A 25,308-nucleotide genomic window follows, 5' to 3' on the forward strand; every position below is an offset into this window, starting at 1 on the left:
CGGCCAATCACCGCGACAGGGCACTTCGGGTTACTTGATGCGCTGGCCAGGCTTGGCGCCGCTGTCCGGGCTGAGCAGGTAGATTTCCTCGCCGCCGGGACCGGCTGCCATCACCATGCCTTCGGAGATGCCGAACTTCATTTTGCGTGGCTTGAGGTTGGCAATCATCATGGTCAGGCGACCATCGAGCTTGGACGGGTCCGGGTAAGCACTCTTGATCCCGGAGAACACGTTGCGTTGCTCGTCACCGATATCCAGGGTCAGGCGCAACAGCTTGTCGGCGCCTTCCACGGCTTCGGCCTTGATGATCAAGGCCACCCGCAGGTCCACGGCGGCAAAGGCGTCGAAGTCGATTTCCGGCGACAACGGGTCCTTGGCCAACTCGCCATTGCCGGCGGGGGCGGCTTCGCCGGTGTCGGTCTGGCTGGCGGTCAGGTCTTCCTTGGAGGCATCCGTCATGGCCTGCACCTTGACCGGGTCGATACGGGTCATCAATGGCTTGAATTCATTGAGCTGATGATTGTTGAGCAGGCTGGCGTGGTCATTCCAGGTCAGTGGCGCAACGTTGAGGAAGGCCTCGGCGTCGGCGGCCAGCAACGGTAGCACCGGCTTGAGGAAGATCACCAACTGGCGGAACAGGTTGATGCCGGTGGCGCAGATGGCCTGGACTTCATCCTGCTTGCCTTCCTGCTTGTTCAGCGACCACGGTGCCTTGTCGGCGATCCAGGCGTTGGCGCGGTCGGCCAGGCCCATGATCTCGCGCATGGCGCGGGCAAAGTCGCGGGCCTCATAGGCATCGGCGATGCTTGGCGCGGCGGCCAGGAAGGCGTCGGTCAGCTCCGGTGCGGCGTTGACCGGTACCATCAGGCCGGCGTTGCCCTTGTGGATAAACCCGGCGCAACGGCTGGCGATGTTGACCACCTTGCCCACCAGGTCCGAGTTGACCTTCTGTACGAAGTCTTCCAGGTTCAGGTCCAGGTCGTCGACGCCACGGCCCAGCTTGGACGCGTAGTAGTAGCGCAGGTATTCCGGCGACAGGTGGTCCAGGTAGGTGCGGGCCTTGATAAAGGTGCCACGGGACTTGGACATTTTCTGCCCGTTGACCGTCAGGTAGCCGTGCACGGCGATGCCGGTCGGCTTGCGGTAGCCCGAACCTTCGAGCATCGCCGGCCAGAACAGGGCGTGGAAGTTGACGATGTCCTTGCCGATGAAATGGTACAGCTCGGCGGTGGAGTCCTTGCCCCAGAACGCGTCGAAGTCCAACTCTGGCGTGCGGTCGCAGAGGTTCTTGAAGCTCGCCATGTAGCCGATCGGCGCGTCCAGCCACACATAGAAGTACTTGCCCGGCTCATCGGGGATCTCGAAGCCGAAATACGGCGCATCGCGGGAGATATCCCACTGTTGCAGGCCGGCATCCAGCCATTCGGCGATCTTGTTCGCCACGGCGTCCTGCAGGGTGCCGCTGCGGGTCCAGGTTTGCAGCATCTCCTGGAAATCCGGGAGCTTGAAGAAGAAGTGCTGGGAATCCTTGAGCACCGGGGTGGCGCCCGAGATCGCCGACTTCGGATCCTTCAGGTCGGTGGGCGCGTAGGTGGCGCCGCATTTTTCGCAGTTGTCGCCGTACTGGTCTTCGGTGCCGCATTTGGGGCAGGTGCCCTTGATGAAGCGGTCGGCCAGGAACATTTTCTTTTCCGGGTCGAAATACTGGGTGATCGAGCGGGTGGCGATGTGCCCGGCATCCCGCAGCTTCAGGTAGATCTGGCTCGACAGCTCACGGTTTTCTTCGGCGTGGGTCGAGTGGAAGTTGTCGAAATCCACCAGGAACTCGGCAAAGTCGGCGCTGTGTTCAGCCTGGACGTTGGCGATCAGTTGTTCCGGGGTGATGCCTTCCTTTTCGGCGCGCAACATGATGGCCGAACCGTGGGCGTCGTCCGCGCAGACATAAATGCATTGATTGCCGCGATGCTTCTGGAAGCGCACCCACATATCGGTCTGGATGTACTCAAGCATATGGCCAAGATGGATGGAACCATTGGCATAGGGCAGGGCGCTGGTGACGAGGATCTTGCGTGGCTCGGACATGGGGCTCGGCTACTTGATGAAACGGAGGTCGGCCACTATAAAGCGCCGGCAAATTTATTTCACCCCGTGAGGCTGTTTCAGGGTTTTCCAATGTTGCGAAAGCATGCCCCTCAAGCGTTGGAACGGTTAGGATAGCCGCCTGTTTTAGTCTGTCTTTTCCGGGAGTAGCCCATGAGCGCCGTCAATCGCGCAGCGGTGGAAGCCGTTCTTCGCCAGTACACCGACCCCTATCTGAACCAGGACCCGGTCAGCGCCGGCTGTGTCCGGGCCATTGATGTGCAGGGCGACCAGGTCACGGTCCAGCTTGAACTGGGCTACGCGGCAGGTCTGTTCAAGAGTGGTTGGGCACAGATGCTGCAAATGGCCATTGAAGGCCTGGACGGCGTGCGCTCGGCCAAGGTCGACATCCAATGCGTGATCGCTGCGCACAAGGCCCAGGCGCAGATCCCGGGCCTGGCCAACGTCAAGAACGTGGTGGCCGTGGCGTCCGGCAAGGGTGGCGTGGGCAAATCGACCACCGCGGCCAACCTGGCCCTGGCCCTGGCCCGGGAAGGGGCGCGCGTGGGCATCCTCGACGCGGACATCTATGGTCCCAGCCAGGGCGTGATGTTTGGCATTGCCGAAGGTTCGCGGCCGAAGATCAAGGACCAGAAGTGGTTCGTGCCGATCCAGGCCCATGGTGTGGAAGTCATGTCGATGGCCTTCCTGACCGATGACAACACGCCGATGGTGTGGCGCGGGCCCATGGTCTCCGGGGCTTTGATGCAACTGGTGATGCAAACCGACTGGGGCAACCTGGATTACCTGGTGATCGATATGCCGCCAGGCACCGGCGATATCCAGCTGACCCTGGCGCAAAAAGTGCCGGTGGCCGGGGCGGTGATCGTTACCACGCCCCAGGACCTGGCGTTGCTCGATGCCCGCAAAGGCGTGGAGATGTTCCGCAAGGTCAACATCCCGGTGCTGGGCGTGGTGGAGAACATGGCGGTGCACATCTGCTCCAACTGCGGGCATGCCGAGCATTTGTTCGGTGAAGGCGGCGGCGAAAAGCTGGCCACCCAATATGACGTTGAACTGCTGGCTTCGTTGCCGCTGTCGATGGGCATTCGTGAACAGGCCGATGGCGGTAAGCCGACGGTCGCCGCCGAACCCGATGGGCAGATCGCCATGGTCTACCAGGAACTGGCCCGTCACGTGGGCGCGCGGATTGTCTTGCAGGAAGCCGGTGCCCAGGCAATGCCGACCATCACTGTCAGCGACGACTGAGTAGCTTGCAGGTAGAAAAGCCTCGACCTTGTCGGGGCTTTTTCTTGTCTGGCGTAAACCTTTTGGGAGGTCGACTGAGCATTTCCCTAATGAGCGGTGTAAGCATTCGCTTACTTTTTCGTAAGTGTTTGGTTTTTTAGCCGGCCCAGGACGACTCGAATCACTCGGACATATTTCTATGTTATTGAAATAAAAGATTTATTTATTTTTATTCGGGCGCTATGGCAAGGCGCGCTTGGGAATGGATCCCGTTGAACTTGTCCGGGAAGTCTCTACTATCAGCCCTGTGTCCACGGATTGACACGGTCATCAAGGAACGATGACTCAGGGAACTTCGCAGGATGCGATTCATCAGGACGATGAAAAGGAACACAGGGACTAGGGAAAAAATGTGGGCGGGTCAAACCGCCCCTTTTTTTTGCCTGCAGAAAAGTAAACGACCGGCCTCCAGAAACGCAAAAAGGCCCGCAAGGGGCCTTTTGGAGGGGCGCGACGCTGTTAGCGTTCGAGGTCTTTGATCTTGCCCTTCACGCCATCCCACTCTTCTGCGCCTGGCAGCGATTCTTTCTTTTCAGTGATGTTGGGCCAGATTTCCGCCAGCTCGACATTCAACTGAATAAATTCCTGCATGTCCTCCGGGACTTCATCCTCGGAGAAAATCGCAACGGCCGGGCATTCTGGTTCACACAGGGCGCAGTCAATGCACTCGTCCGGGTGGATGACCAGGAAGTTCGGGCCTTCGTAAAAGCAGTCCACCGGACACACTTCTACGCAGTCGGTGTACTTGCACTTGATGCAGTTGTCGGTGACGACGAAGGTCATTTCTAGTTTTCTCCTCAGGCGGCGGCAGCGAAACCCCTTCTGGCAGGGTTCGCGAGGTTTGGGAGCGATAGTCTGCAGGCCAGGCTAAAAGCCTGCAGCATCCCAAACCGCGCGAGAGTCTACCAGCTTGCAAGCGTCTGCGTTATATCCGAGTCTTCAGTGCATATAACATTTCGAGCGCTTTACGCGGTGTCAAGTCATCCAGGTCAAGCTTTGCCAACTCATCCAATACCGGGTGGGGCAGGCTGGCGAACATATCGCTCTGCATGGGCACCCCGGGTTTGCTGGCGGCCTTGGCTGGGCTGGCAACCACGGTCTCGTGGGGCAGGGCGGTGGTTTCCAGGCGGCTGAGGTGCTCGCGGGCGCGCAGGATCACGTCGTTCGGCACACCGGCCAACTGGGCCACGGCCAGGCCGTAACTCTGGCTGGCCGGCCCAGGCAGCACATGGTGCAGGAACACGATGCGCTCGTTGTGCTCGGTGGCATTGAGATGCACGTTGGCCACCAGCGGCTCGCTTTCCGGTAGCACGGTCAGTTCAAAGTAGTGGGTGGCAAATAGCGTATAGGCCCGCAGGTGGGCCAGGCGCTCGGCGGCGGCCCAGGCCAGGGACAGGCCGTCGAAGGTGCTGGTGCCGCGCCCCACTTCGTCCATCAGCACCAGGCTGCGGTCGCTGGCGTTGTGCAGGATATTGGCGGTTTCGCTCATTTCCACCATAAAGGTCGAACGGCCACCAGCCAGGTCATCGCTGGAGCCGATACGGGTAAAGATGCGGTCCACCAGGGACAACTCGCAACTGGCCGCCGGCACGAAACTGCCGATATGGGCCAGCAGCACGATCAATGCGGTCTGGCGCATGTAGGTGGATTTACCGCCCATGTTCGGACCGGTAATCACCAGCATGCGCGTGTCGTCGTCCAGGGACAGGTCGTTGGCCACGAACGGCGTGGTCAGTACTTGCTCCACCACCGGGTGGCGACCCTGGACGATGCGCATGCACGGCTCGCTGACAAAACGCGGGCAGTTCAGGTCAAGGTTCAGCGCACGTTCGGCAAGGTTGCTCAATACATCCAGCTCGGCCAGGGCCGCGGCGGTGTCCTGCAACGGCGCGAGCTTGCCGATCAGGTCTTCGAGCAAGGCCTCGTAGAGCATCTTTTCCCGGGCCAGGGCGCGGCTCTTGGCCGACAGCGCCTTGTCTTCAAAGGCTTTCAGCTCGGGTGTAATGAAGCGTTCGGCACCTTTGAGCGTCTGGCGGCGCTGGTAATCAATCGGGGCCTGCTCGGCCTGCTTGCTCGGCAACTCGATAAAGTAGCCGTGCACACGGTTGTAGCCGACCTTCAGGTTGGCCAGGCCGGTGCGGGCCTTTTCGCGGGCTTCCAGGTCGATCAGGAACTGCCCGGCGTTCTCGCTCAAGGCTTGCAGCTCGTCCAGCTCGCTGTCGTAACCGGTCTTGAGCACGCCGCCGTCGCGGATGATCGCGGGCGGGTTGTCGATAATGGCTTTTTCCAGCAGCGCAGCCAGTTCCGGGTAGGTACCGGCGGTGACGGCAAGTTGTTGCAGGTGCGGCGCTTCCAGCTCGGTCATCGCCTGTTGCAACTCGGGCAGCACGCCCAGGGCGTCACGCAGGCGCGCCAGGTCGCGCGGGCGGGCATTACGCAGGCCGATTCGCGCCAGAATCCGCTCGATATCGCCGATTTCCTTGAGCTGCGGTTGCAGCTTTTCAAAGCGGTAGCCGTCCAGCAGGCAGGTAATGGACGACTGGCGCGCCTGCAGCACGCTCAAGTCGCGCAGCGGGCGGTTCAGCCAGCGGGTCAGCAAGCGGCTGCCCATGGCGGTCTGGCAACGGTCCACCACCGACTGCAGGGTATTGTCGCGGCCACCGGCCAGGTTGGTGTCCAGTTCCAGGTTGCGCCGGCTGGCGCCATCGAGCACCACCGTATCGTCCAGGCGTTCATGGCGCAGGCTGCGCAAATGCGGCAGGGCGGTGCGCTGGGTTTCCTTGGCGTAATTGAGCAGGCAACCGGCGGCGCCGATGGCCAGGGTCAGGGTTTCGCAACCAAAACCCTTCAGATCCTGTACGGAGAACTGCTGGCACAGACTTTTCAGCGCCGAATCGCGTTCAAAATCCCACGGCGCACGTCGCTTGGCCCCACGGCGTTTTTCCGCCGGCAAATCCTTTGGCCAATCATCCGGGATCATCAACTCCACCGGATTGATGCGCTCCAACTCCGCCAGCAGGTTCTCCCAGCCCTTGATCTCCAGGACCGTGAAATTGCCACTGGTGATATCCAGCACCGCCAGGCCGAACAGCCGCTCATCCCCCAGCACCGCCGCGATCAGATTGTCGCGCCGCTCATCCAGCAGCGCCTCATCACTGACCGTCCCCGGCGTAATGATCCGCACCACCTGGCGCTCCACCGGCCCCTTGCTGGTCGCTGGGTCGCCGATCTGCTCGCAGATCACCACCGACTCACCGAGCTTGACCAGCTTGGCCAGGTAACCTTCCAGCGAATGGTAAGGAATCCCACACATCGGAATCGCCTGCCCAGCCGACTGCCCGCGGGCGGTCAGGGTAATGTCCAGCAGCTTGGCGGCCTTCTTCGCGTCTTCATAGAAGATCTCGTAGAAGTCGCCCATGCGATAGAACATCAACTGATCAGGGTGCTGGTTTTTCAGGCGCCAGTACTGCTGCATCATCGGGGTGTGGCTGGAGAGGTCAGTCATACGCGGGGTTCAGCTCTTCCTGTCTATTTGACAACTTACATCTGTCTAATACTACAGGGATTTTTTAGGCATTGTAGGCGGCAGTCCAATGTTGATTTTTCGCAGGCGCAGATATCGCTGCGTCATCTTGGCGTCTGTGTGACCGCCCAGTTTTTGCGCATCGTTGCCCTGGTCGTCGGTATCGGAAAGGGATTTGGCGCGCAGGTCGTGAAGGCTTGCGTCATCAACGCCGGCCTTCCTGCAGCTGATGGCGAAGGCATCCTTTACCGAGCTGTAGTGCACCGGTTTACCGCCGCGTGGGGAGCAGAATAGTGTGAGACCCCGGATCTTCCTTGGTAGCGCCTTGATCCGGGCGATCAGAGCCTCCAGGTCTGGTGTCATCTGCACCAGCAGCCTGGCATTGGTCTTTTCCTGTTTGAACGCGATCCCGTCAGCGCTGATGTCGGCAAGTCGGATCGCCAGAACGTCACCGATGCGCTGACCGGTCAGGTAGCACATCTCGTAAATAACCCGCATGTTGTCGCTTGAATTGGCGCAGATGGCCTCAAACTCGCCATGGCTGATGTACCGGTCGCGCTTGTGTTCCAGGTGCCGGCGAACTCCGATGCAGGGATTCGAGTCGACGATCTGCTGCTCCAGGGCATAAGTGAACACCGCCCGCAGCACCGAGATAACTCGGTTCGACATATTCGGCGTGTCTGCCATGTGCAGCTTGAGTGCGACGACGTGTCGCTGAAGCACCTCACGGGGTTCAAAGTCCGCGAAGTTTTCCTTTAGCCGTTCGCATGCCGCCTCATATTGTTTGAGGGTGTTCGGCTTCAGGGGGGGCTTCGTCCTGGTGCGCATGTGCTCGAGCGCGTCGTCGATCAGTTTCGGCATTCCGCCCTGGCTGCCCTTGTCCAGCAGCTTTGCGTACTCGGCCAGCGATGCCTGAAAGTCGGTGCCCAGGCGTTTCCACTTGCCCTTGCGGACTAGGTAATAAGCGCCATGCTTCTGGTACATGCACGCCGGCAGGTGCCGGTCCTTCTTGCGCGGACGCATCGATCTTCACCTCAACCCAGCCGAAGCTCTGGCCCCTTCCTTGATTGAATACCACCCAGCCGCCCGATGACAACCTGGCGCAGCACCTTCGGGTGCCCATCACCACCTACCGCGAACCCGTAGCGTTCGGCGGTCAGCCACTTTATCTGCGCCCCTGGCTTCTTGTAGCCGGTCAGGTCTGCAACTTCCTCCGCTGTCAGAAACATACCTACCTCCTTTTAATTGTGACCCTGGGTCACTTTTAGTTTTCGTGTCGCGACACGTTTTCGGTATTTGTAGATGGTGTCGCGTCACTTTCCTTGTTCATCGCCGCGCCCATCCGAATCAGTCGCCACATGCAAGTTCAGGTTAAAGCGGCACTCCTGCGCCAGGCGCATCAAATCGCCGATCTTGGTCTGGTCGTCCTGCAGCATCTGGCCCAGGCGGACCAAGCGGGAGCCGAGGTTGGCCAGCTCGCCGGCACGGTTGCGGCCGACATGCATGGTTGCGCCATTCGCAATGCGAGTATTCATAGCTGGAACCCCTGTTCCTGTGGGAGCGGGGTGGCGGGCAATTGCTCGATTTGGCACATGGAAGTTGCCAGAGAAGCCCGGTCCGCCTGGCTTTCATCGGTGGCGGTGCTGGCGGGCGCCTGTAGGAGCGAGCTGTCCGGCAAGCAACTGATTCCACCTCTCCTCAGTCCGTCAAAGACCCAGCACGTAACGCCGCGCTTCACGTCGTGGAAGGTTCTGATTTCCGTCGTGAGTTGTTCGGCGCTGGCCTGGCCAACGATCAGCAGCAGGGCAATGATGATTAGTCCGCGCATGGGTGCAACTCCTTCAGGCGGGCCAGGCGCATCGCGTCGTCGACGTTCTTATCGAGTTCATGCCCGAAGTAAAATTTATCGTCGTTCCCAACGCAAAGGCAGGTGTCGATATCGATAACGCGGCCACGATCGCGCAACCACTGGTACCGGCGAGCATCGACGATCATGTGTACGTGCGTGTCGATGTTGAACGGCTCAGCGGGATGTCGTGGGGCAGGCGGGGCGCCGATCACGCTCAAGGCTAGGCACGCAGAGGCAATCAACCAAACGGAAACGCCAAAGAAGCCAGCAACAACTTCAAACTCTGATGAACTCCCGATCAGGTTTGGAGCGAAGTGGATCAACCAAATACCCGAGGCAGTGATGTAGGAAAGTATCACTGTCGAAATTAAGAAAAGCCGTGTAGGTGTAACTCGCATAGACCTCATTTGTTTTCTCCAGGCAAGCCGGTAGCCCGCCGATAACTTGGCAATCAATAAAGTTTGAGGTGTTAAATGTGTCTTAGGACGCTTTAAGGAGTCCGGTTTTACGCTTGCCTTCGCGCCGTACGAAAGCGGTTACGCCGCACAGCTTCGCCTGAGCATCGGCGTGTTCTCGACGCTTTTCTTCTGATAGTTCGTCATAGCGAATATTGCGAATTGCGCCTGCCAACTTGCCCAGTTCTTGCTTCACCTTTCCAAACGCAGAATGCCATGCGAACTCAACTTGCTCGTTTGGCTCGACAACTTCATAGCCAGCCCCGCGAACATTTCGGAGAATCAACTTGTGCTCTTCCAGAAGTTCCTGGCGTAGAGCGTCCATACTGGCGAGGAAATCAAATTGATACGACTTGAACTCATCAATGTTTTTGGGTTCTTGCAGATGAAACGCTTCTTGCAGCCAGACCATGCTTACCAGATCGCCGTACTTGAATTGCTCGGCGATATCTTTCGCTGCCTGGCGCCATTCCGGGTGGAGTGTCGTCTTGGTCATTCCATCACCTCGACATTGAAGCGACCGAACGCGCCACCTTTCTCTGGGCGGTAGTCGCATAGGCCAACGAATAACCCGGCGTTCTCGGCTGCGCGAATCACGTCTTCACGCTCGATCATTTCAGGGGAGTACATAATCTCAACGGTGGTGGTCCAGTCCGAAAACTTCGGGCGATACCGGATAATCCTGGAGGTGCCCACCACTACGCTGCGCGCATCAACGAATCGAGGGTTCGCGAACATCTTTTCTTGGTCGCGGGGCCCGGTGTACTCAAGCTTGCAGCGATCATCCAATACCAACACGGCCCGTTTGAATGCAGCACCCAAGCGCTGGATTTTTGCTGCACCTACAAGCGCGGACTTGATGTTCTGGCCTGGCAGGAATGGGCCCAGCTCCGCGTCGTGATAGAGCGCGCCAAGCCACTCAGACTTGGCTATGTCGGCGTGGTCCTCATCCAGCTTTTTGCGCTTGCTGGTCAGCACTTTGTGACCCTTGGTCGCTTCGTCCAGCGGATTGGCGAACCGGTCGCTGTGCATCAGCAGCGGCGACTGGCCAATGAGTTTGAGTTTGATTGTCTGCATTTTCCGTACCCTGCCTTGATGGTTGTTTCACTGTACTGACCACCAAGTGGTGACCAGTACGCTGATACATCCAGCCCATGCCTTGCCAAGCTGCGCCGAACCGGACCGCACCTTGCCGTGCCCCGCCTTGGGTGACCGTTGTCACCGCCATGCACCCTGTTACCAAGATGCATGACGCTGCTTTGCAGCCCATGCCAAGCCGTGCCCTGCCATGCATCGCCATAACCTGCCATGCCTAGCCATGCCACATGATGCTTTCGCACCGGACAGCGCCCTCGCCGAAGGCGCTCGCCGCTACTTTAAGCAAGGAAAATCCCATCATGCTGCCGCTCCCTTGGCTGTTTATCCGGATCGGCCGGAACCGAATACGAAGCGTCCGCGATGAAACCCAGGCGAAGCGACTCAAGAACAAGAGCGCGGATACTGGATACGCCTACCTTAAACTTTGCGCTTAATAGGCGTTTGGTAACGCTATCTGGCGATATGCTCATCTGCTTGGCTGCCTGCTTCACGGTAAGGTTGTTCGCACAAAGCAAAACTGCTTCCATCTCCCTGGGGGAAAATTTTGCCCGGACTGTGCCCTTCCAGCTGCCGATAACGATATCCATGAGACTTCCTTAATCTTGCGGTGTTGAAATTCGGTAAGGCAAAAGTACCTGCGGTGCTATTTAAAGTCAACACCTGCGGTTTTATAATTTTCCGAAGGCAAAAAAAATCCCAGCCAGGCCGGGATTTGTTGATTGGGTGTGGACAGTTAAAATCTCGGAGCCCTTCGGACTGTACTCCACCAGAAGACGCGTCCCAGCATTTGAACCTGCTCGTTGAACGTCTCCGCATTCATGATCTCATCAGGGTACTCGTCGGAGTTCTCGCTCCTGATTCGTACGCCGCCGCCAGGCATTCGGTACAAGTATTTGACCCTTAGCATCCCTTCTTGATTGAAGGCGTAAATCTCACCGTCAAAGATCGCTGTGCAGGATCTGTCAAAGCCGATAGCCGCCCCGTCAAGGATGAGCCTTTCCATGCTTTTGCCTTTGACGCGAGCGCACGCGGCGCTTCTACAGTCAACGCCTGCCGCCCGAAGAGTCGCTTGACTGAATCGCAATTTTCTATCGGTGAGCTCAATAACTTCAGTCATACCAGTCCCGCCGGCGAACTCAACCTCGGCGTAATAGGGAACCTCGCAATCATCTTCATCAAGACGGTCCCCATCCTCCCATACCGACAGATCTCCCAGATGCTCGGCATTGGACTCTACTGGCACAGCCTCAGTTGCGACGTTGATTTTTGCGAGCCTCTCAACCGTTGCCGCGATTCGCGGGCTAAAGGAAGAGATAGGCACCTGCAGCAGCTTGGAGAACTTGGCCGCCGTCATGACATTGAGCGAGTTTTTTCCATTCAGATACATGCTGACGCCGGTCTGAGTCATCCCAAAGTCTTCCGCCATCTTCTCTTGGCTGAGTCCCAGCTGTTTTTTCTTCGCAAGGTAGATCGCCTTAAGTGCTTGGCATTCTTCCTTTTCAACGGAGGTAAGTTCGCGCTTTTTCATAATTGAAGCCTAAGACCAGTGGTCTTGATTTGCAAAGGACCGCCGGTCTTTACAATTCTAGCACCGCAAGTTATCTTTTGTGTCATAAGCCATTTTCAGGTGAGCGTATGACGCCAATTCCACTGAGTTCCTTTGTAGAGGGGATAGGTCAAGAGGAAGCTGCAAAATCTCTTGGCTCAAGCCAAACCGCGATATGCAAAGCCCTGAAGACTGGGCGACTCATATTCGTCACGGAAAAACCTTGTGGCTCATTCGAAGCGATCGAATTGAAGGGGTTCCCATCCGCCGGACCTAATCACAAAGCTCGCCCCGACCCTGAACAAATTTTGGACCAAGTCGCCCGTCTAGCACAGGCCTCCAATATGGCTGTGAATTCATACAGTACCCAGCAGGCGCCCCCATGAATCCCCGCAACCCATTCCAGTTTTTGCTGTCTGGCTGACTTTTCTCCGGGCAACAAAAAGCCCGCTTCGCAGGCGGGCTTCTCAAACCACTCGTTCGCAGCGAGTGATTCAGTACTTTTTCGTCTAGAGGACGATTTCATGCACCCAAAAAATAGCACCCCGCTATCAGATACGCAATACCCCGATCAGGGAGACCCCGATCTTGCGCCGAAAGTTGCTGCCATCGTGCCTGAGGATAAACAGCATGCCGTCGTGGCGCTTCTCATCGCCGAACGCGCCCATGCTTCAACCTGGTGGACGATCCTCAACGAAATGCGTTGCCGCAAACTGCTTCCTGACTGGGCCCTGAAGATGGGCGCCGGCAGTCACCCTTCATACGGTAAGTATGACGCTGATTGTCGCGCTTCAAATCTGGCGATGCTCTCCTATGACGGGCACTTGAACGCTTTGATCTATCCGTGCAGCGAGTTCGCGCCACGAAACGCTGAGTCGCAAAACGTGGCGCGAAATTCGGAGGGGCAGCCATGACCACCTCCCTTTCTGTTATTGGCCAACTTGAAGGCGAAGTCTTGCGTGAAGCAGTGCTCGACGCTGACGACATGTGCTCAATGAATTTCGCTCGCGATGAGTTCAATCGCCTGGCGGCGCTCGTTCTCGGCCAGATCGTTCCTGCCTTGGGCGGCTACCACAACAGCCAATTGGCCTGTGACCTTAGTCGGCATGTCGAGCAGGTGCGGATCTTCAGCGGGAACTTCTGCTGGCTGCATCGCCACTTGGGCGCGTCCTACGGCGTAGTTGGTGAGCGACCTGGAATTGATATCGAGGTGCGGCCATGAAAACCGACACCACGCTTCGCCTAACTCGCACCCAGTACCGTAGCTTCGCCGAGCAGGCAAAGCAGGCAGGCTGCGCGCTGAGTCTCTCGACTTTCCGTGCTCTGGGCAATTGCTGGGGCATCTTCGACCCTCGCGCCACTCTCGTCTGCATGGATGTCTCGGCAGACGAGCTGTCGTTTACTGAGGGATGCGGCATTGAGCTTTCAACCAGCGTAGATGCGGGCCGGCTGCGGCGTGTCCAGCGGCCCGAGATCGATTGGTCAATCCTCGAAGATCACGAAATCTATCCGTTCATCGTTGCTCATGAGATCGGGCACCGTGTGGATAATTTCTGCTACTGGGATACCGGTCGTATTGATGACCACCAGGTCCGCACCCGCTGCGAAAGCGTGATCCGCAGCATCAACGAGGTATTGGCTGATCGCTATGCCTGGAGCCAGATTCGCCCGGGCGAGCCCGTCCCGCTGTGCGAGCTCGGCAAGAGCCTCCAGGAAGAAGTCGCCGCCGATATCGCGCTGATGGACAAGCATATGCCCAGGGTTCGGCGCCAGCCGCGGGCGCTTCCTGCCGGTCGCTACCTCCACATCCCTGAGGTGATGCTCAAGACTGACTTGCATGTTTCCTTCATCGGGACGGGCGTCTCCTCGGCAGCTATTGAGCGGGCTCGCCGGCCAAGAACCTACCGTCGCGACTCTCGCTCGAGGGCTTACTGATGACCATCGCCAAATTCCAAGGCGGCGATGCCGTCACCATGACCAGCATCGAGCTGCTTGAACTGGTCAACGAAGCTCGTTCTGAGTTCGGCGAAGGAGAGGTTCGCCGCAACGACTTTACTGCCCGCTGCCGGGATGAGCTTGTCGGCGAGCACTACGAAACTTTCGTAGTTCAAAATTTGAACAAGACCGAGTCGGTAGAGCTTCGCATGACCCGAGATCAGTGCATGTGGGTACTGATGCGCGAGTCTAAGGCTGTTCGCCGACGAGTCACCACCAAACTCAACAACCTTGAACGCCAGACGCAGTCGCCAGCGCTGCCAAGCGACTACATCCAAGCCCTGGAACACCTACTGGAATCCAAGCGCTCCGAAAAGCTTGCGATCGAGCAGCGTGATCATGCTGTTGCAACCAAAGCGCAGATCGGCACCAAGCGCGAAGCCACGGCAATGGCCACGGCATCGGCGGCGGTGCGTGAAGCTGCTCGCCTTCGCGACGAACTGGGCTTCAGTGCGCGCCACGCCACCATCCTCAAGGTCGAGGCCGCGACCGACCGCAGCTTCAGCTTCGTAAACCTTCGGCGCTGGTGCAAAGCGAATGGCGTAACCCCGGAGACCGTCCCTGATAAGCGTTATGCCGAAGGCGTTAAAGCCTGGCCTGCCGCTGCCTGGGCTGCTGTTTTTGATATTGACCTGGCTGACCTGTTTGGCGCCGACGGAGAACAAGCATGAACAAGAAACCTACCTACGAACAACTCATGACCCTGATCGCCGAGGCCGCTATTGATTTCCAGCAGGCTGAGATCCTGCGCAATTCGCTCAAACGCGAGCTGAGTTCGATGTATGCGACCTATTTCCGCGCCCACGGTCGCCCAGGCAACGGCGAACGCACCCGCTTCGACTTCGAAGACCCGGCGTATCGCGGGGTAGTGGAGTTCACACAAGGTGCCTATAGCCGCTGGTTTGATCAGCGCGCCCTCACCACACGACTCAAGCGCAAGTTGCGCAACTTGGTTGAGCGTCTGGAGCGTGCCCAATGAAGAACGTTATTGATTTTCCATCGTCGCTGCCCGTGGAGCACATCGACGAGGAGAACATGGCCAAGCATGGCGATGCGGCTCTACTACTCAGGTGCTTCGAGATCGTGAAAGACACCCTGGAAGTGATCAGCGAGCCCGAGTACTCCATCGAAAATGGGGATGACACTCACGTTGATCTGATCCGGGCGTTCTACGCGCTCAAGGTGCTGTTCAGGCGCAAGACTGGGCATGACGCTGATGTGGTCGCCCGCGAGCATTGGGAGGCTATGGGGCGGCATCTGCTGGAGGGTGCGCCCATGCCCGAGCAGCGTATCCCCATCGTCACCGTGCCCGGCAATCCTAATCCACCTAGCGCCTTTGATGACTTGACGGATCTGCAGTTGGCTAACGCCAGCCTCAGTTATGCCCGGCGAGTCAGCGAATCGATCATGACGCATTCGCCGGAAGCCCTGGATATGGCAGAGGCTCGGTTGCTCTCCATCGATGCCACCACCGCCATGCACGTCTTGAAGCAGCGCCTTGCTGGTGACGCTCCAGGTGATGCTTCGGCGACAGTGAAACGCACCACGGCTCGCGGGGAGACTTTGCAATGACCATCACCAACCCTCATGCCCCCCCCCAGGAGGCTCGTACAGCGCCGATAATTGCAGGACCTTGGCCGACCTACGACCACTTCAAGGATCTGCCCGAGCGCGAGCGCTGGGTGCTGTACGGATCGGCAAAGGCCTATCGCGAAGCTCTGGAAGCGCAGGGGTTCGTTATGTCTGAGGCTTATCACGACTTCGTGCACCGTGTAACGCGGGAGCTTGACCTATGAGCATGGAATTGATGGTCAAGGCCATGAAAACCAAGGTCGGAAACCCGCTGCGCAAGCTGGTTCTTGTCAAGCTGGCCGACAACGCCAGCGATCAGGGCGAGTGCTGGCCGTCGTATCAGCATATCGCCGACCAGTGCGAAATCAGCCGCACCACGGTGAAGGTCCACGTTCGAGAGCTTGAGAAAGCTGGTTTCCTTCGCCGCGAGTACCGTCGAAAGGGTGAACTGAACCAGTCGAACCTTTTCCACCTTGAACTTGGTAGTGGGGCGTCAGCTGCCCTACCTGGGGCGGGAGCTGCCCCAGGGGGTGGGGCGTCAGCCGCCCCCAGAACCAGTCACTCTTCTGAACCAGTCAAGGAACCTAAAACCTTGTGCACATCGGAAGTGGAATTGGCCGAAGCATTCGAGGTGTTCTGGAAGCTGTACCCGAACAAGAAGTCGAAGAAGGATGCTCGCAAGGCTTGGGAGAAGCTCAAGCCAAGCGCAGAACTCCGCCTGACGCTGATGACCGCACTGGGCAATCAACGGGTTTCCCGCGACTGGACGAAGGACGACGGGCAATACGTGCCGATGGCATCGACCTGGCTGAACGGCGAGCGCTGGACGGACGAACTGACTCCCGCCGGTAGCAAGCAGTCGCGCCACACCGACCTCGACCAGATCAACCACGAAGACGGCCTTGAACGACAGTCAGATGGAACTTACCGAATTGCGAGCGTGACCCCATGACCACAAAACCCAACTACACCCTTGAAACCCGGGCGGGCGACTGCCGTGAGCATGGCCGCTTCCCCGACAACCTGGTGCAACAGTTCGGCGCCGATCCGGTTTGGTTCGGTTGCCCGCGCTGCCACTTCGACGCTCGCCACTCGCAAGACCTTGATCAGCGCTCGAAGGCTGCTGGGATTCAACGCGACAGGCTGCTGAACGAGCGCCTGCTCGACGCTGGCATCCCGGAGCGGTTCACGGGCTGCACATTATCCAACTGGAGCGCTGAAGCGCCTGCACAGGCCCAGGCGCTGGCCGCGTGCAGTGGTTTCGTGGAGGCTTTCGAAGAGAACTTTGGCGTAGGCCGCTCTGCGATGCTGCTGGGCACGGTGGGCACGGGCAAGACGCACCTGGCCACGGCAATGCTGCAGGCGGTGATTCGTGAGCACGCACACGCCGGGCTGGTCGGGCTTTACGCCACTGCTGGCTCGATCATCCGCGACGTGAAGGCCACCTTTGGCAATCGTGGCCGCACCGAGGCGGATGTCTACGCAGACCTGATCCGCCCCGACCTGCTGGTCATCGACGAGGTTGGCGTCCAGCACGGGACTGACTTCGAGCGCCAGGTGCTTTTCGAGGTGGTCAATGGCCGGTACGAGAAGATCAAGCCCACCATCGTGGTGAGCAACCTTGGCGTGACCGAGCTGCGCCAGTGTCTGGGTGATCGTGCTGTTGATCGTCTGCGGGACAAGGGCGGCATCGTGGTGGTGTTCCGTTGGGCTTCGGCGAGGGGTTACGCATGAGCCGCGAACTGTTCAGCATCGAAGCCGAGCATGGCATCCTCGGCGCAATCATGTTGAAGCCGGACCTGTTCGATGAGGTCACCAGCAAGGTCAGCGTCTCCGACTTCCACGACTTGGAAAACGCCGCGCTTTTCCAGGCAATCATTGACTGTCACGCCACTGGTGATCCGGTTGACCCGGTCACAGTTGGGCTTTGGCGTCCGAAATTGCCGAGTGGCGATAGCACCTTGGCCTTTGCAGTCGAGATCGCCAATAACGTGACCAGCACCGCCAACTGGAAGACGTACGCCAAGCACGTTCGGGAGAGGGCGATATTGCGGCGAGTGGTTGAGGCTGGCGACGTTATTCGCGAGCAAGCCACGGAAGATTTGCCGCTGGCGGAGATCATCGCACTTGCCCAGCAGGCCACCGCCGACCTTCGAGATCTGGATGACGACGGCCAGCGGGATTACTACAGGGCCAGCGAGATCTTGCCGGGCGTGGTGGACACCATTGACTCGAAGTTCAACAAGACGATGCCCGCCGGGCTTTCCACCGGACTGAAAGATCTTGATGAACTGGTGCGCGGGTTGCGCCCTGGCAACATGATCGTCGTTGGCGGGCTCACCGGCTCCGGCAAGACAATCCTCGGCCTGCAAATCGCCCAGCACGTCACCTGCAAGCTCGGTGGCGCGGGTTTGGCGTTCAGCATGGAGATGACCAAGGAGGAGCTCATAACGCGCGGCCTGGCATCGCTTGGTAGCGTCAACCTGAGCAAGTTGGACAGTGGTGAGCTGGAGGATCACGACTGGCCCAAGTTGACTGGCGCCGTGAGCGTTCTCGACCAAGCAAATTTGTTCGTCAACGACCAGGCCGGCATGACCATGCCCCGCATTCGTTCTATCGCCCGCCAGTGCCAGCGCCGCGAGGGTCTCAACGTGTTGCTGGTGGACTACGTCCAGCTGATCACCGCAGAGGGTGGCGCCAACCGTTCTATCGAAGTCGGGAAGATATCCACAGCCCTGAAGAACCTGGCTAAAGAACTGAAAATCCCGGTGATCGTGCTGGCTCAGCTCAACCGTGGATCGACCAACCGCCCAGACAAGCGCCCGCGTCCAAGCGATATCCGCGACTCGGGCCAGATCGAGCAGGATGCCGACGTGGTGATCCTGGTGCATCGCGACATGGAGAGCGAAGAAGGCCAAAACGGTGTCACCGAGCTCATTGTCGGCAAAGTCAGGCACGCCAAGGTCGGTTCGTGCCTTGTGCAGCAGCAGGGCAAGTACGTGCGCTTTGTCGACTTCGCGGGCAAGCCACCGACCAACGAAGAGGTGGAGATGGGGCGCCCCTTCGCCAGCCAGTACAAGGGGAGGAGGAACGATGAGAAGTTTTAATCTGATTGATCGTTTACTGGGGCGGAAGCCAGAGATCGAGAAGGCCTATGCAGCAGCGCTGCGTGGTGAGGCTTTCACGCTAGAGCCCGGCATGAAGATTATTGAAGTTCCTCGGCACCCCGAAGCCGAACGCATCGCCGAGTCGATCCGTGACTATCCCGAGGATTGGGCTTGGACGATGAAGGGTTACAAGTTGATCCACACGCCCAGCGGCTTTGTCCTATGGGTGGCAAATCAGGGCTATGGCTTGGCCGAGGTCTACAGCAACGGAGGGAAGGGCGCCTTCTCCAAGCCAGAGCAAGAGATCATCTGGCCGGCGGTCGAGGGCTGGCTGGCGCGGCACAAGGTCGGGTTTACCGGTCAGCTACCGAAGGCGCGGATCACCGGGCGCAGCGGCACCTTCTGGTGCTTTGCCAAGGAACATCCGTGGGCAGGTGTTGGCGATTCGCCGGAGGAGGCGTATCGAGCCTGGCGTCACGCTGTATCGGCCCAGGCGCGCAACGACATGAAGCCAAACGAGTACCTGCAAGTGCGGGGTGCAACGCTATGAACGGCGGAAAATCGTTAGACAGAACCGCCCAAGGCCCAGATGCCGTGCAGACAGGCGTTAGATTCGGAGATTCACAGAATCGCCTACAGGCCACGCACAGCAAGGCCCGCAACCACATTCGACAATTAACCATAGTGGAGGTTTGTAAAAGCCTCGGGAGTGCCGCAAATGAATAACGTAACGGCGGCATTGCCGCGCAAAAGCCTGCAGGAACACGAGCGTAAGTTCTTGAAGATCGCCGGGGAGGGGCTGGCCCAGGAGAAGGTTGGCGGCGCCGCAGCCATGGCCTGCCTCTTGGATATGGTTGCCAGTTGGCACGCAACCCGGGTCAATATCGAGTTTGGGGATTACTGCAAACGCTGGGTGGCAGAGGGGAACGCCAAGAGCAAATCGGCCGACAAGCTGTTGCGCAACCTGCTTGGCCTGGACGACAACCCACCGCCACGCCGCATTCGGAGGGCTGCATGACTGTCTATCGCGATGCTGCACACTGCATCAGTCGGGTGATGTCTATCGAGATCCACGACGGCACAAAAAAGGCCTCATGGCAGCGCAAGTACAAAGCCACCTTCGACGATGAGTTGCCCGGAGGGTCGGTAAGCGATGATCTATCCCCGGAGGAGCGGCTGACTCAGGATTCAATGACTCGGGCGACCATCAAGCGGGCGCTACCGGAGATCCAGTGGCAGGCGCTGGTGGGCAAGTACTCGATCAACCAGAATGAGGTGAGGATCGCCGCCGCGTATCTCACCCCCAGGGTTGTCAGCCCCGCCCACCAACTTTTCAAGACTAAGTGCGTTATGGCCTGGATGGTTCCGGAGAGGCGGAACGGGCTACCAGGATCCTTCTATGTGCTGCACAGTTGGGATGCCGATGGCACGCCGGAAAGGACGCTACGCCGCTGGCGCTCGATCACCAAGCGCTGGCTGGATGACCAAGTGAGCGCGGCGCACATAGCTGTTGAGCTGCTGCTCGAGGAGCGCGGTCTTTTGCTTCAGCAGGTTGCTTGACAGTGACCGAGTGACCGCGTAGATTTCGAACCTGCGGTTTGGTGCATCACAGGATGACGCCCAAACAGAGAAAGCCCGGCTATTGAGTCGGGCTTTTTTTATGCCAAAAATTTAGCGCGTGAAGCCATAGCCAGGGTGGGCCTTCGGGCGGGCCTGGACGCGGTATAGCCGGTAGTCACGCGTTACGGAAGAACACCGGCAGCATGAGCAGCTCATTCCTGTGCTATTAGGGCTGGCTCAAGTGGACTGATGGAAAGACATCGAACCCATTCCAGGGCTCGCCATATCGGCGGGCCTTCGTCGTTTCTGGAGCACAGTAAATGTCCGGTTCATTGCAATCCCATGACTACGTGCCGGGCATGTCCGGCCTGAAGATCGACCTGAAGGCGGGCACGCTCGAAATCAACTCCTGCACCCTCGGTAGCGCGGCCAAAGCGCCTGAGCGCCAGATGGTGTCGGTCGAAGTGGCCAGCTGGAGCAAGTACGACTTGCCCAAGAATGCCGCCAACCTGCTCCAGTTCATGCAGGCAGAGCTTGAGCGGGTGCCGGAGCAGTATCGCCACGTCGCCGAGTTCGAAGAGTTCGACGCGAGCTACGGCAGGGAGTCGTTCAATGCTCGTCTGTTCCTGAGCTACTCCCGCCTCGAAACAGAGCAGGAACTGGCTGATCGCCTGGAGAAGGCGAAGGTGGCCGGCACCCACATCTGCATCAAGGCCGGCGTGATAGAAATCAGTCACGACGGCGCACTCGCCCCGCAATTCACCGTAAACACCGAGTTGGTGAGTTCATTCGCAAGAGGCGGAGATGATGGCAGCCTCGCTGACGCGATCAGTAACTGGCATACAGGCACCGCTCTGAAGGCTGGCGGTGTCGCATCTGCGCTCAACGCCGTGTCGTCCGCTTCTGATGAACCCCGTCACGTAGCTCAGCTTGTGGTTGATGTCGAAGGGTTCGAGGCTGACTTCGCCAAGGTCGTGAAGGACGTGCTCCGCTCTGAGCTTCTCCCTGGCGGCCTGCTTCACCGATCCCGCTAATCCATTCCTTCACTCCCTAACCGGGAGGATATCGAGATGAACATGCCAGACAAACCAGACACATGGGCGTTCGCGTTCGCATGGTTTAGCCAGCACTTCCCTTTGATCGGCGCCGCCTTGTTGTCTGCCGCGATGGCTGTGTTGCGGATCACTTACGGTGGCGGCACTCGACGCCAGATGCTGGTCGAGGGTGCCATCTGCGGCGGTTTAACCCTGACCATCATCAGCGGCCTGGAGTTCTTCGGGCTACCTCAGACCATGTCCACCTTCGTCGGTGGCTGGGTTGGCTTCCTGGGTGTGGAGAAGATCCGCGCTATTGCTGACCGGGTTACCGACTTCAAGTTGCCCAGCCGCAAGGTTGATTAATCCGCGCCACGTTTTCGAATGCGCCCAATCGTGGCGCGCAATGAGGAACAGCCCATGAGCACAGTTAGTGCGGAGTACTACCAGATGAAGGGCATGGTCACCGAGATGTCAGCAGAGGAGCAGGCCGAGGTCTTCAAGGCTGAAGCTGAAGTGACCGCTATCGCTACACGTTCCGACAAAGCGCTCGTTGGCGCGCTCATGGCAATGATCAAGATTTCGCAGGAGGCGTGACGATGGGAACTCTTACAGGTCGCCCGCGCTTCCAGCCCAGCGAGGAGCAAAGGGTGGCGATGCGACTGGTCGAGAGCCTGGTCAACGACGGTCACCTGGTGCTGGAGCCTGATCGGTACGTTCCGAATGGTGGGCTGAGGTTTCGCCGGCCAGATCCTGCCCCTGCGCCACCAGCACCACCACCCATGCGCACCCCGAACGCCGCGCACGTCGCAAGTCTTGCGTCAGTGCTGATCGTGCTGGTGTTCATTGCCGGTGTAGCGGTAGGCGCCAAGGTGGCAGGAGGTTGGTGATGCGATACCGAGACCTGACGCGCAAGACAGAGATAGAGCTGAAGGCATGCATCAAGGTCGGCGCCCCTGAGTGGCTGGTTGGGTATGCCATGGCTTCGATGGCCAAGGCTGACTACTACCACGGTAGGCGCCTAAACAGCACCTGCCCACTCCGCACCAGGGCAATGAATGAGCTGCTTCAGCTTGGCGGCGTGCTGCGTTACTGGAAGCGGTGGGCATCAAGAGCCTCGGAGGTTGGACATGAGTAGAACAGAAACCTTCCATCACTTTGAGGATGGTCGAGGCCGGCGGCGTGTGTTCGTCAACGGCTACGAGGTTCAGCGTGTGAGGTGGTGCGATACCGCCCGAGGCATTGCGATCTATTGCCCGCTCCCGCTGCGGCCCAAGAAGCCAGGTTGCGACGAGGTTTACACCAGGCGACTGGTCGGCACGGTAGCAATTGAGTGGGTGGAGTGATGGCTTGCAGCGGATGCGCCGCTCGACGCTCCCGAGCGATCAAGTGGCTGAGGATTGCAGCAGAGCGTGCAGGCCTTGTGCCTGCGGCTCCCCCTGTTGAACCCACTGACAACAGGCCCGCCAAGAGCGGACCACACACCGAGTAACCGATATGCCGGTAAGGCCACCGCGACACAAGCCGGCTTCACCAGCCACGCCCAGGCACACGACACCCGAACAGCAGCGCGGTACCAGCAACGAGCGCGGCTACACCTACCGGTGGCAGCAATCGAGCAAGGGCTACCTGGCCAAGCATCCGTTGTGCGTTCACTGCCAGCAGCAAGGCCGCGTGGTTGTGGCGACTGATGTAGACCACATCGTCCCGCACCGTGGCGACAAGGTTCTGTTCTGGGATCGAACCAACTGGCAAGGCCTTTGCCATCCGTGCCACTCAGCCAAGACAGCTAAGGAAGATGGTGGCTTCGGCAACTCCAGGCGTGGCTGATGAGGCCTCGCAGCAGGCTTAGGCAGGCTCTATGGGTGGGGGTGGGTCAATAGTCTGGGGCTTTTCGCTTCTAGACCGCGCCCGAGCCGTTTTTTCGCGCCGTCAAAATTAGCTTTTCAAAATTGAAGGACCACAAATGACCAGAGGACGGAAGCCAACGGCCCCGCACCTCAAGGTTCTGGCCGGTACAACTCGCCCGGATCGCGAGGAGACGGACGCGCCGGAGTTCGACCTAGTCGCCGACTTTCCAGACCCGCCCCAGCACCTGAATGTTGATGGCTCGGAAATGTGGCGATCACTTGGCCGGCAACTCGTCAGCGCCAGGGTGCTGCAAGTCGTTGACCTTTATTCGCTGGAGCAACTTTGCTTCGCCTGGCAGTGCTTTCGGAAAAAAGCCAAGGCAGACATGGAATCGACAGCGGCAGAAACCACGGCGTTGAAAGCGCTTTTTTCAGAGTTCGGGATGACGCCAGCCAGTCGCCGGAAGGTTTCGTCTGGCTCCGAAAAACCAAAGGGCAACGCCTTCGCCGGGAACGGCCGCAAGCAGGGTGCTAAATAATCAAATGATCTGGCTGTCCAGTCTGGAGTGGGAATGCGTGATTTCGTCAAGATCGCGACCGACTACGCCAAGGCAGCGGTAGCTGACAAAAAGAGAAAGAAGCACGGACGCTTGATCCGTGAGGCGTCAAAGCGGTTTCTGGATGACCTGAAGCGAGCAAAAAAGAAGGACTGCTCCTTCATCTTTGACCCATGGCACGCCAACGACCCATGCGACTTCATTGAAAAGTTGCACCACGTTGAAGGGAAGTGGGACAAACCGACGATTGTCATGCATCCGTCGCACATCTTCTTTGTTGTGCAGTTGTTCGGTTTCCGAAAGCGCGAAGCGGTATACACCGAAGGCTGGGGCGGTGACGGGATGTTTCATCCTCGCCGATTCACCTCGGCGCTGTTCGCCGTGGCACGGAAGAACGCCAAGAGCACATTGTCCTCGGCGATTCTTCTGTACTGCGAATGCTGCGAGCCGGAGGAGGGCGCCCAGATCGTCAGCGCGGCCACCACGTTCGGCCAGGCCGCAATCATCTTCAATGCCGCCAAGCGCATGGTCGAGAAAAACGCAGACCTGCGGGAGCACTTCGGGCTTGAGGTTTGGGCAAAGTCGATCAGCCGGGCGGAAACGGGCGCGAGCTTCAAGCCGATTCACGCCAAGGCCTCGACCCAGGACGGTCTGAACCCGTCGCACGTCGGCCTGGATGAAATCCACGCGCACAAAACCGCTGACCTGTTGAACGTTTTGACATCGGCGGCCGGTGCGCGTGGCAACCCGCTTTGGCTTTACACAACAACCGAGGGCTACACGAACCCCGGGCCGTGGGCTGAAATCAGGATGTTTGCCAAAAAGCTGTTGTCTGGCCTTTTTGGTAACACCGCCGATCACTTCCTTGTGGTGTTCTACGCCGTAGATGATGAGGACAAGAGCCTCGGAATCAAGGCTGACGAGGAGTTCGACGAGACCTGCTGGATCAAAGCCAACCCACTGATGGATGTGAACCCGCATTTGATGGCGGCGATTCGCAAGGAGGCGGTCGAGGCGAAGCAGATGCCGTCGAAGATGGCTGAGTTTCGTATCAAGCGCTTGAACCGGCCAGCATCAACGGCAGATGGCTGGGTAGATCTCAACAAATGGCAGAAATGTGGTGGAGAGGTCGACCTTGAATGGCTGCGTGATTATCCATGCTGGGGTGGCTTAGACCTGGCATCGACAACCGACATCACGTCGTTTCGTTTGGTATGGAATGTCGAAGGTGTTCTCTATACCTACGGTTGGCGCTGGGCACCTGAGAGTGCAGTGTCCTTTCGAACTGAGCGGGGCACCGTTCCTTATGAGTCTTGGGTCGAGGCTGGACTGCTCAAACAGACTGAGGGTGATGTCACTGACTATGCGGTGATCGAGGCCGATATCAAGTCGGTCTACGAGCGCTTCAACGTTAAGGAGATTGCCTATGACAGTTGGAACGCCAGGGATCTAGTCAACCGACTAGTAGCTGCAGACATTCCAATGATCGAGTTCATCCAGGGGCCGAAGTCGTATCACCCTGCCATGCAGGCGCTGGAGCTTGCTTATGTCTCGGGTAAGTTCTGCCACGGTGGCGACATGCTCCTTAACTGGTGTGCATCAAACCTCATCGTCAAATACGACGACAACATGAACATGGGGCCAAACAAGAAGCGCTCAGCGGACAAGATCGACGATATGTGCGCGCTACTGATGGCTGTGGGGATATCCGGCGCCCAGGCACAGAGCCAAGACATCACCGAATTTTTCTCAAACCCGATCATCATTGGATAAAC

34 protein-coding genes are annotated in these 25,308 nt (G+C 58.7%); 22 read left to right on the plus strand and 12 right to left on the minus strand.

All coding sequences use genetic code 11. The annotated features are described in order from the left end of the window. Nucleotides 1-30: 30 nt before the first annotated feature. Nucleotides 31-2,082 (minus strand): methionine--tRNA ligase, encoded by a 2,052-nt coding sequence (gene metG / locus AO268_RS01875; RefSeq protein ID WP_076965290.1) that lies wholly within the window; start codon nt 2,080-2,082, stop codon nt 31-33. A gap of 171 nt (nt 2,083-2,253) precedes the next feature. On the opposite strand from metG, the gene apbC reads away from it, so the two are divergent. Beyond that, nucleotides 2,254-3,348 carry an iron-sulfur cluster carrier protein ApbC gene (gene apbC, locus AO268_RS01880; RefSeq protein WP_076965291.1) on the plus strand — a complete coding sequence of 365 codons (1,095 nt, stop codon included), beginning with the start codon at nt 2,254-2,256 and terminating at the stop codon, nt 3,346-3,348. 498 nt (nt 3,349-3,846) lie between these two features. Here apbC and fdxA read toward each other — a convergent pair whose 3' ends face one another. The 11 genes from fdxA to AO268_RS01935 form a co-directional block, all read right to left on the minus strand. Then, nucleotides 3,847-4,170 (minus strand): ferredoxin FdxA, encoded by a 324-nt coding sequence (fdxA, locus tag AO268_RS01885; RefSeq protein WP_076961792.1) that lies wholly within the window; start codon nt 4,168-4,170, stop codon nt 3,847-3,849. A gap of 142 nt (nt 4,171-4,312) precedes the next feature. Then, complete coding sequence (gene mutS, locus AO268_RS01890) at nt 4,313-6,892, minus strand: DNA mismatch repair protein MutS (RefSeq protein ID WP_099167733.1); 2,580 nt, start codon at nt 6,890-6,892, stop codon at nt 4,313-4,315. Nucleotides 6,893-6,943: 51 nt separating this feature from the next. After that, the gene (locus AO268_RS01895) at nt 6,944-7,933 is read right to left on the minus strand and encodes a tyrosine-type recombinase/integrase (RefSeq protein WP_099167734.1); all 990 of its coding nucleotides are present in this window, start codon (nt 7,931-7,933) and stop codon (nt 6,944-6,946) included. A gap of 11 nt (nt 7,934-7,944) precedes the next feature. Continuing rightward, the gene (locus tag AO268_RS01900) at nt 7,945-8,139 is read right to left on the minus strand and encodes a DUF4224 domain-containing protein (protein WP_010564156.1); all 195 of its coding nucleotides are present in this window, start codon (nt 8,137-8,139) and stop codon (nt 7,945-7,947) included. 84 nt (nt 8,140-8,223) lie between these two features. After that, complete coding sequence (locus AO268_RS01905) at nt 8,224-8,445, minus strand: hypothetical protein (protein ID WP_099167735.1); 222 nt, start codon at nt 8,443-8,445, stop codon at nt 8,224-8,226. Next, a complete protein-coding gene (locus AO268_RS01910; protein ID WP_099167736.1) occupies nt 8,442-8,738 on the minus strand; it encodes a hypothetical protein in 297 nt (98 codons plus the stop codon). Before AO268_RS01910 ends, AO268_RS01905 begins: the two co-directional genes overlap by 4 nt. Beyond that, the gene (locus tag AO268_RS01915) at nt 8,726-9,157 is read right to left on the minus strand and encodes a hypothetical protein (protein ID WP_141562766.1); all 432 of its coding nucleotides are present in this window, start codon (nt 9,155-9,157) and stop codon (nt 8,726-8,728) included. Before AO268_RS01915 ends, AO268_RS01910 begins: the two co-directional genes overlap by 13 nt. A gap of 82 nt (nt 9,158-9,239) precedes the next feature. Next, the gene (locus AO268_RS01920; RefSeq protein ID WP_099167738.1) at nt 9,240-9,710 is read right to left on the minus strand and encodes a hypothetical protein; all 471 of its coding nucleotides are present in this window, start codon (nt 9,708-9,710) and stop codon (nt 9,240-9,242) included. After that, a complete protein-coding gene (locus AO268_RS01925; RefSeq protein WP_033899827.1) occupies nt 9,707-10,291 on the minus strand; it encodes a hypothetical protein in 585 nt (194 codons plus the stop codon). Before AO268_RS01925 ends, AO268_RS01920 begins: the two co-directional genes overlap by 4 nt. 299 nt (nt 10,292-10,590) lie before the next feature. Further along, nucleotides 10,591-10,899: a helix-turn-helix transcriptional regulator gene (locus tag AO268_RS01930; RefSeq protein WP_099167739.1), complete on the minus strand. Its 309-nt coding sequence runs from the start codon at nt 10,897-10,899 to the stop codon at nt 10,591-10,593. Nucleotides 10,900-11,045: 146 nt separating this feature from the next. Continuing rightward, on the minus strand, nt 11,046-11,840 hold the full coding sequence (locus AO268_RS01935) for a LexA family transcriptional regulator (protein WP_099167740.1): 795 nt from the start codon (nt 11,838-11,840) through the stop codon (nt 11,046-11,048). A gap of 107 nt (nt 11,841-11,947) precedes the next feature. Between AO268_RS01935 and AO268_RS01940 the strand changes: the two genes are divergently transcribed. The 21 genes from AO268_RS01940 to AO268_RS02040 all read left to right on the plus strand — a co-directional run bounded on the left by AO268_RS01940 (nt 11,948) and on the right by AO268_RS02040 (nt 25,306). Next, nucleotides 11,948-12,244 (plus strand): Cro/CI family transcriptional regulator, encoded by a 297-nt coding sequence (locus tag AO268_RS01940; RefSeq protein WP_099167741.1) that lies wholly within the window; start codon nt 11,948-11,950, stop codon nt 12,242-12,244. Between the two features lie 138 nt (nt 12,245-12,382). Next, on the plus strand, nt 12,383-12,772 hold the full coding sequence (locus tag AO268_RS32300; RefSeq protein ID WP_141562767.1) for a hypothetical protein: 390 nt from the start codon (nt 12,383-12,385) through the stop codon (nt 12,770-12,772). After that, nucleotides 12,769-13,080 (plus strand): hypothetical protein, encoded by a 312-nt coding sequence (locus AO268_RS01945; RefSeq protein WP_057711992.1) that lies wholly within the window; start codon nt 12,769-12,771, stop codon nt 13,078-13,080. Before AO268_RS32300 ends, AO268_RS01945 begins: the two co-directional genes overlap by 4 nt. Next, nucleotides 13,077-13,793, plus strand: a complete 717-nt coding sequence (locus AO268_RS01950) for a hypothetical protein (protein ID WP_099167742.1) — start codon at nt 13,077-13,079, stop codon at nt 13,791-13,793. The genes AO268_RS01945 and AO268_RS01950 overlap by 4 nt, the downstream gene beginning before the upstream one ends. Beyond that, the gene (locus AO268_RS01955) at nt 13,793-14,524 is read left to right on the plus strand and encodes a hypothetical protein (protein WP_099167743.1); all 732 of its coding nucleotides are present in this window, start codon (nt 13,793-13,795) and stop codon (nt 14,522-14,524) included. Before AO268_RS01950 ends, AO268_RS01955 begins: the two co-directional genes overlap by 1 nt. Continuing rightward, on the plus strand, nt 14,521-14,832 hold the full coding sequence (locus AO268_RS01960) for a hypothetical protein (protein WP_099167744.1): 312 nt from the start codon (nt 14,521-14,523) through the stop codon (nt 14,830-14,832). Before AO268_RS01955 ends, AO268_RS01960 begins: the two co-directional genes overlap by 4 nt. After that, the gene (locus AO268_RS01965; RefSeq protein WP_099167745.1) at nt 14,829-15,425 is read left to right on the plus strand and encodes a hypothetical protein; all 597 of its coding nucleotides are present in this window, start codon (nt 14,829-14,831) and stop codon (nt 15,423-15,425) included. The genes AO268_RS01960 and AO268_RS01965 overlap by 4 nt, the downstream gene beginning before the upstream one ends. Further along, nucleotides 15,422-15,649, plus strand: coding sequence for a hypothetical protein (locus tag AO268_RS01970; protein WP_099167746.1), 228 nt, complete (start codon nt 15,422-15,424; stop codon nt 15,647-15,649). The genes AO268_RS01965 and AO268_RS01970 overlap by 4 nt, the downstream gene beginning before the upstream one ends. Beyond that, on the plus strand, nt 15,646-16,377 hold the full coding sequence (locus AO268_RS01975) for a helix-turn-helix domain-containing protein (protein WP_099167747.1): 732 nt from the start codon (nt 15,646-15,648) through the stop codon (nt 16,375-16,377). Before AO268_RS01970 ends, AO268_RS01975 begins: the two co-directional genes overlap by 4 nt. After that, nucleotides 16,374-17,159, plus strand: coding sequence for an ATP-binding protein (locus tag AO268_RS01980; RefSeq protein ID WP_099167748.1), 786 nt, complete (start codon nt 16,374-16,376; stop codon nt 17,157-17,159). The genes AO268_RS01975 and AO268_RS01980 overlap by 4 nt, the downstream gene beginning before the upstream one ends. Then, a complete protein-coding gene (locus tag AO268_RS01985; RefSeq protein WP_099167749.1) occupies nt 17,156-18,532 on the plus strand; it encodes a replicative DNA helicase in 1,377 nt (458 codons plus the stop codon). The genes AO268_RS01980 and AO268_RS01985 overlap by 4 nt, the downstream gene beginning before the upstream one ends. Continuing rightward, on the plus strand, nt 18,519-19,082 hold the full coding sequence (locus tag AO268_RS01990) for a hypothetical protein (protein ID WP_099167750.1): 564 nt from the start codon (nt 18,519-18,521) through the stop codon (nt 19,080-19,082). Before AO268_RS01985 ends, AO268_RS01990 begins: the two co-directional genes overlap by 14 nt. A 168-nt stretch (nt 19,083-19,250) precedes the next feature. Next, entirely contained in the window at nt 19,251-19,550 is a 300-nt protein-coding gene (locus tag AO268_RS01995; RefSeq protein WP_099167751.1) for a hypothetical protein, read from the plus strand. Next, nucleotides 19,547-20,092, plus strand: a complete 546-nt coding sequence (locus tag AO268_RS02000; protein ID WP_099167752.1) for a hypothetical protein — start codon at nt 19,547-19,549, stop codon at nt 20,090-20,092. Before AO268_RS01995 ends, AO268_RS02000 begins: the two co-directional genes overlap by 4 nt. 320 nt (nt 20,093-20,412) lie before the next feature. Beyond that, the gene (locus AO268_RS02005; protein ID WP_099167753.1) at nt 20,413-21,126 is read left to right on the plus strand and encodes a hypothetical protein; all 714 of its coding nucleotides are present in this window, start codon (nt 20,413-20,415) and stop codon (nt 21,124-21,126) included. A gap of 36 nt (nt 21,127-21,162) precedes the next feature. After that, on the plus strand, nt 21,163-21,492 hold the full coding sequence (locus tag AO268_RS02010; protein ID WP_099167754.1) for a phage holin, lambda family: 330 nt from the start codon (nt 21,163-21,165) through the stop codon (nt 21,490-21,492). A 54-nt stretch (nt 21,493-21,546) separates the two neighbouring features. Next, nucleotides 21,547-21,723 carry a hypothetical protein gene (locus AO268_RS32605; protein ID WP_176561328.1) on the plus strand — a complete coding sequence of 59 codons (177 nt, stop codon included), beginning with the start codon at nt 21,547-21,549 and terminating at the stop codon, nt 21,721-21,723. Nucleotides 21,724-21,725: 2 nt separating this feature from the next. Next, nucleotides 21,726-22,016, plus strand: a complete 291-nt coding sequence (locus AO268_RS02015) for a hypothetical protein (RefSeq protein ID WP_099167755.1) — start codon at nt 21,726-21,728, stop codon at nt 22,014-22,016. 607 nt (nt 22,017-22,623) lie between these two features. Further along, a complete protein-coding gene (locus tag AO268_RS02030; protein WP_099167758.1) occupies nt 22,624-22,956 on the plus strand; it encodes an HNH endonuclease in 333 nt (110 codons plus the stop codon). 136 nt (nt 22,957-23,092) lie between these two features. Then, a complete protein-coding gene (locus tag AO268_RS02035) occupies nt 23,093-23,515 on the plus strand; it encodes a P27 family phage terminase small subunit (RefSeq protein WP_099167759.1) in 423 nt (140 codons plus the stop codon). 33 nt (nt 23,516-23,548) lie between these two features. Continuing rightward, a complete protein-coding gene (locus AO268_RS02040) occupies nt 23,549-25,306 on the plus strand; it encodes a terminase large subunit (protein ID WP_099167760.1) in 1,758 nt (585 codons plus the stop codon). Nucleotides 25,307-25,308 lie beyond the last annotated feature (2 nt).

Source organism: Pseudomonas sp. ICMP 8385 (assembly GCF_002699915.1).
Classification (GTDB): domain Bacteria; phylum Pseudomonadota; class Gammaproteobacteria; order Pseudomonadales; family Pseudomonadaceae; genus Aquipseudomonas; species Aquipseudomonas gessardii.

Coding starts and splice junctions, on each gene's coding strand:
- AO268_RS01985 (WP_099167749.1), top strand. CDS start 17,156: ATGAGCCGCGAACTGTTCAGCATCGAAGCCGAGCATGGCATCCTCGGC.
- AO268_RS02040 (WP_099167760.1), top strand. CDS start 23,549: ATGCGTGATTTCGTCAAGATCGCGACCGACTACGCCAAGGCAGCGGTA.
- AO268_RS32300 (WP_141562767.1), top strand. CDS start 12,383: ATGCACCCAAAAAATAGCACCCCGCTATCAGATACGCAATACCCCGAT.
- fdxA (WP_076961792.1), bottom strand. CDS start 4,170: ATGACCTTCGTCGTCACCGACAACTGCATCAAGTGCAAGTACACCGAC.
- AO268_RS01900 (WP_010564156.1), bottom strand. CDS start 8,139: ATGTTTCTGACAGCGGAGGAAGTTGCAGACCTGACCGGCTACAAGAAG.
- AO268_RS02030 (WP_099167758.1), top strand. CDS start 22,624: ATGCCGGTAAGGCCACCGCGACACAAGCCGGCTTCACCAGCCACGCCC.
- AO268_RS02010 (WP_099167754.1), top strand. CDS start 21,163: ATGAACATGCCAGACAAACCAGACACATGGGCGTTCGCGTTCGCATGG.
- AO268_RS01910 (WP_099167736.1), bottom strand. CDS start 8,738: ATGCGCGGACTAATCATCATTGCCCTGCTGCTGATCGTTGGCCAGGCC.
- AO268_RS01970 (WP_099167746.1), top strand. CDS start 15,422: ATGACCATCACCAACCCTCATGCCCCCCCCCAGGAGGCTCGTACAGCG.
- AO268_RS02015 (WP_099167755.1), top strand. CDS start 21,726: ATGGGAACTCTTACAGGTCGCCCGCGCTTCCAGCCCAGCGAGGAGCAA.
- AO268_RS01945 (WP_057711992.1), top strand. CDS start 12,769: ATGACCACCTCCCTTTCTGTTATTGGCCAACTTGAAGGCGAAGTCTTG.
- AO268_RS01975 (WP_099167747.1), top strand. CDS start 15,646: ATGAGCATGGAATTGATGGTCAAGGCCATGAAAACCAAGGTCGGAAAC.
- metG (WP_076965290.1), bottom strand. CDS start 2,082: ATGTCCGAGCCACGCAAGATCCTCGTCACCAGCGCCCTGCCCTATGCC.
- AO268_RS02000 (WP_099167752.1), top strand. CDS start 19,547: ATGACTGTCTATCGCGATGCTGCACACTGCATCAGTCGGGTGATGTCT.
- AO268_RS01935 (WP_099167740.1), bottom strand. CDS start 11,840: ATGAAAAAGCGCGAACTTACCTCCGTTGAAAAGGAAGAATGCCAAGCA.
- AO268_RS01995 (WP_099167751.1), top strand. CDS start 19,251: ATGAATAACGTAACGGCGGCATTGCCGCGCAAAAGCCTGCAGGAACAC.
- AO268_RS01940 (WP_099167741.1), top strand. CDS start 11,948: ATGACGCCAATTCCACTGAGTTCCTTTGTAGAGGGGATAGGTCAAGAG.
- AO268_RS01965 (WP_099167745.1), top strand. CDS start 14,829: ATGAAGAACGTTATTGATTTTCCATCGTCGCTGCCCGTGGAGCACATC.
- AO268_RS01950 (WP_099167742.1), top strand. CDS start 13,077: ATGAAAACCGACACCACGCTTCGCCTAACTCGCACCCAGTACCGTAGC.
- AO268_RS01980 (WP_099167748.1), top strand. CDS start 16,374: ATGACCACAAAACCCAACTACACCCTTGAAACCCGGGCGGGCGACTGC.
- mutS (WP_099167733.1), bottom strand. CDS start 6,892: ATGACTGACCTCTCCAGCCACACCCCGATGATGCAGCAGTACTGGCGC.
- AO268_RS01895 (WP_099167734.1), bottom strand. CDS start 7,933: ATGCGTCCGCGCAAGAAGGACCGGCACCTGCCGGCGTGCATGTACCAG.
- apbC (WP_076965291.1), top strand. CDS start 2,254: ATGAGCGCCGTCAATCGCGCAGCGGTGGAAGCCGTTCTTCGCCAGTAC.
- AO268_RS02005 (WP_099167753.1), top strand. CDS start 20,413: ATGTCCGGTTCATTGCAATCCCATGACTACGTGCCGGGCATGTCCGGC.
- AO268_RS01920 (WP_099167738.1), bottom strand. CDS start 9,710: ATGACCAAGACGACACTCCACCCGGAATGGCGCCAGGCAGCGAAAGAT.
- AO268_RS01960 (WP_099167744.1), top strand. CDS start 14,521: ATGAACAAGAAACCTACCTACGAACAACTCATGACCCTGATCGCCGAG.
- AO268_RS02035 (WP_099167759.1), top strand. CDS start 23,093: ATGACCAGAGGACGGAAGCCAACGGCCCCGCACCTCAAGGTTCTGGCC.
- AO268_RS01925 (WP_033899827.1), bottom strand. CDS start 10,291: ATGCAGACAATCAAACTCAAACTCATTGGCCAGTCGCCGCTGCTGATG.
- AO268_RS01990 (WP_099167750.1), top strand. CDS start 18,519: ATGAGAAGTTTTAATCTGATTGATCGTTTACTGGGGCGGAAGCCAGAG.
- AO268_RS01905 (WP_099167735.1), bottom strand. CDS start 8,445: ATGAATACTCGCATTGCGAATGGCGCAACCATGCATGTCGGCCGCAAC.
- AO268_RS01930 (WP_099167739.1), bottom strand. CDS start 10,899: ATGGATATCGTTATCGGCAGCTGGAAGGGCACAGTCCGGGCAAAATTT.
- AO268_RS01915 (WP_141562766.1), bottom strand. CDS start 9,157: ATGCGAGTTACACCTACACGGCTTTTCTTAATTTCGACAGTGATACTT.
- AO268_RS01955 (WP_099167743.1), top strand. CDS start 13,793: ATGACCATCGCCAAATTCCAAGGCGGCGATGCCGTCACCATGACCAGC.
- AO268_RS32605 (WP_176561328.1), top strand. CDS start 21,547: ATGAGCACAGTTAGTGCGGAGTACTACCAGATGAAGGGCATGGTCACC.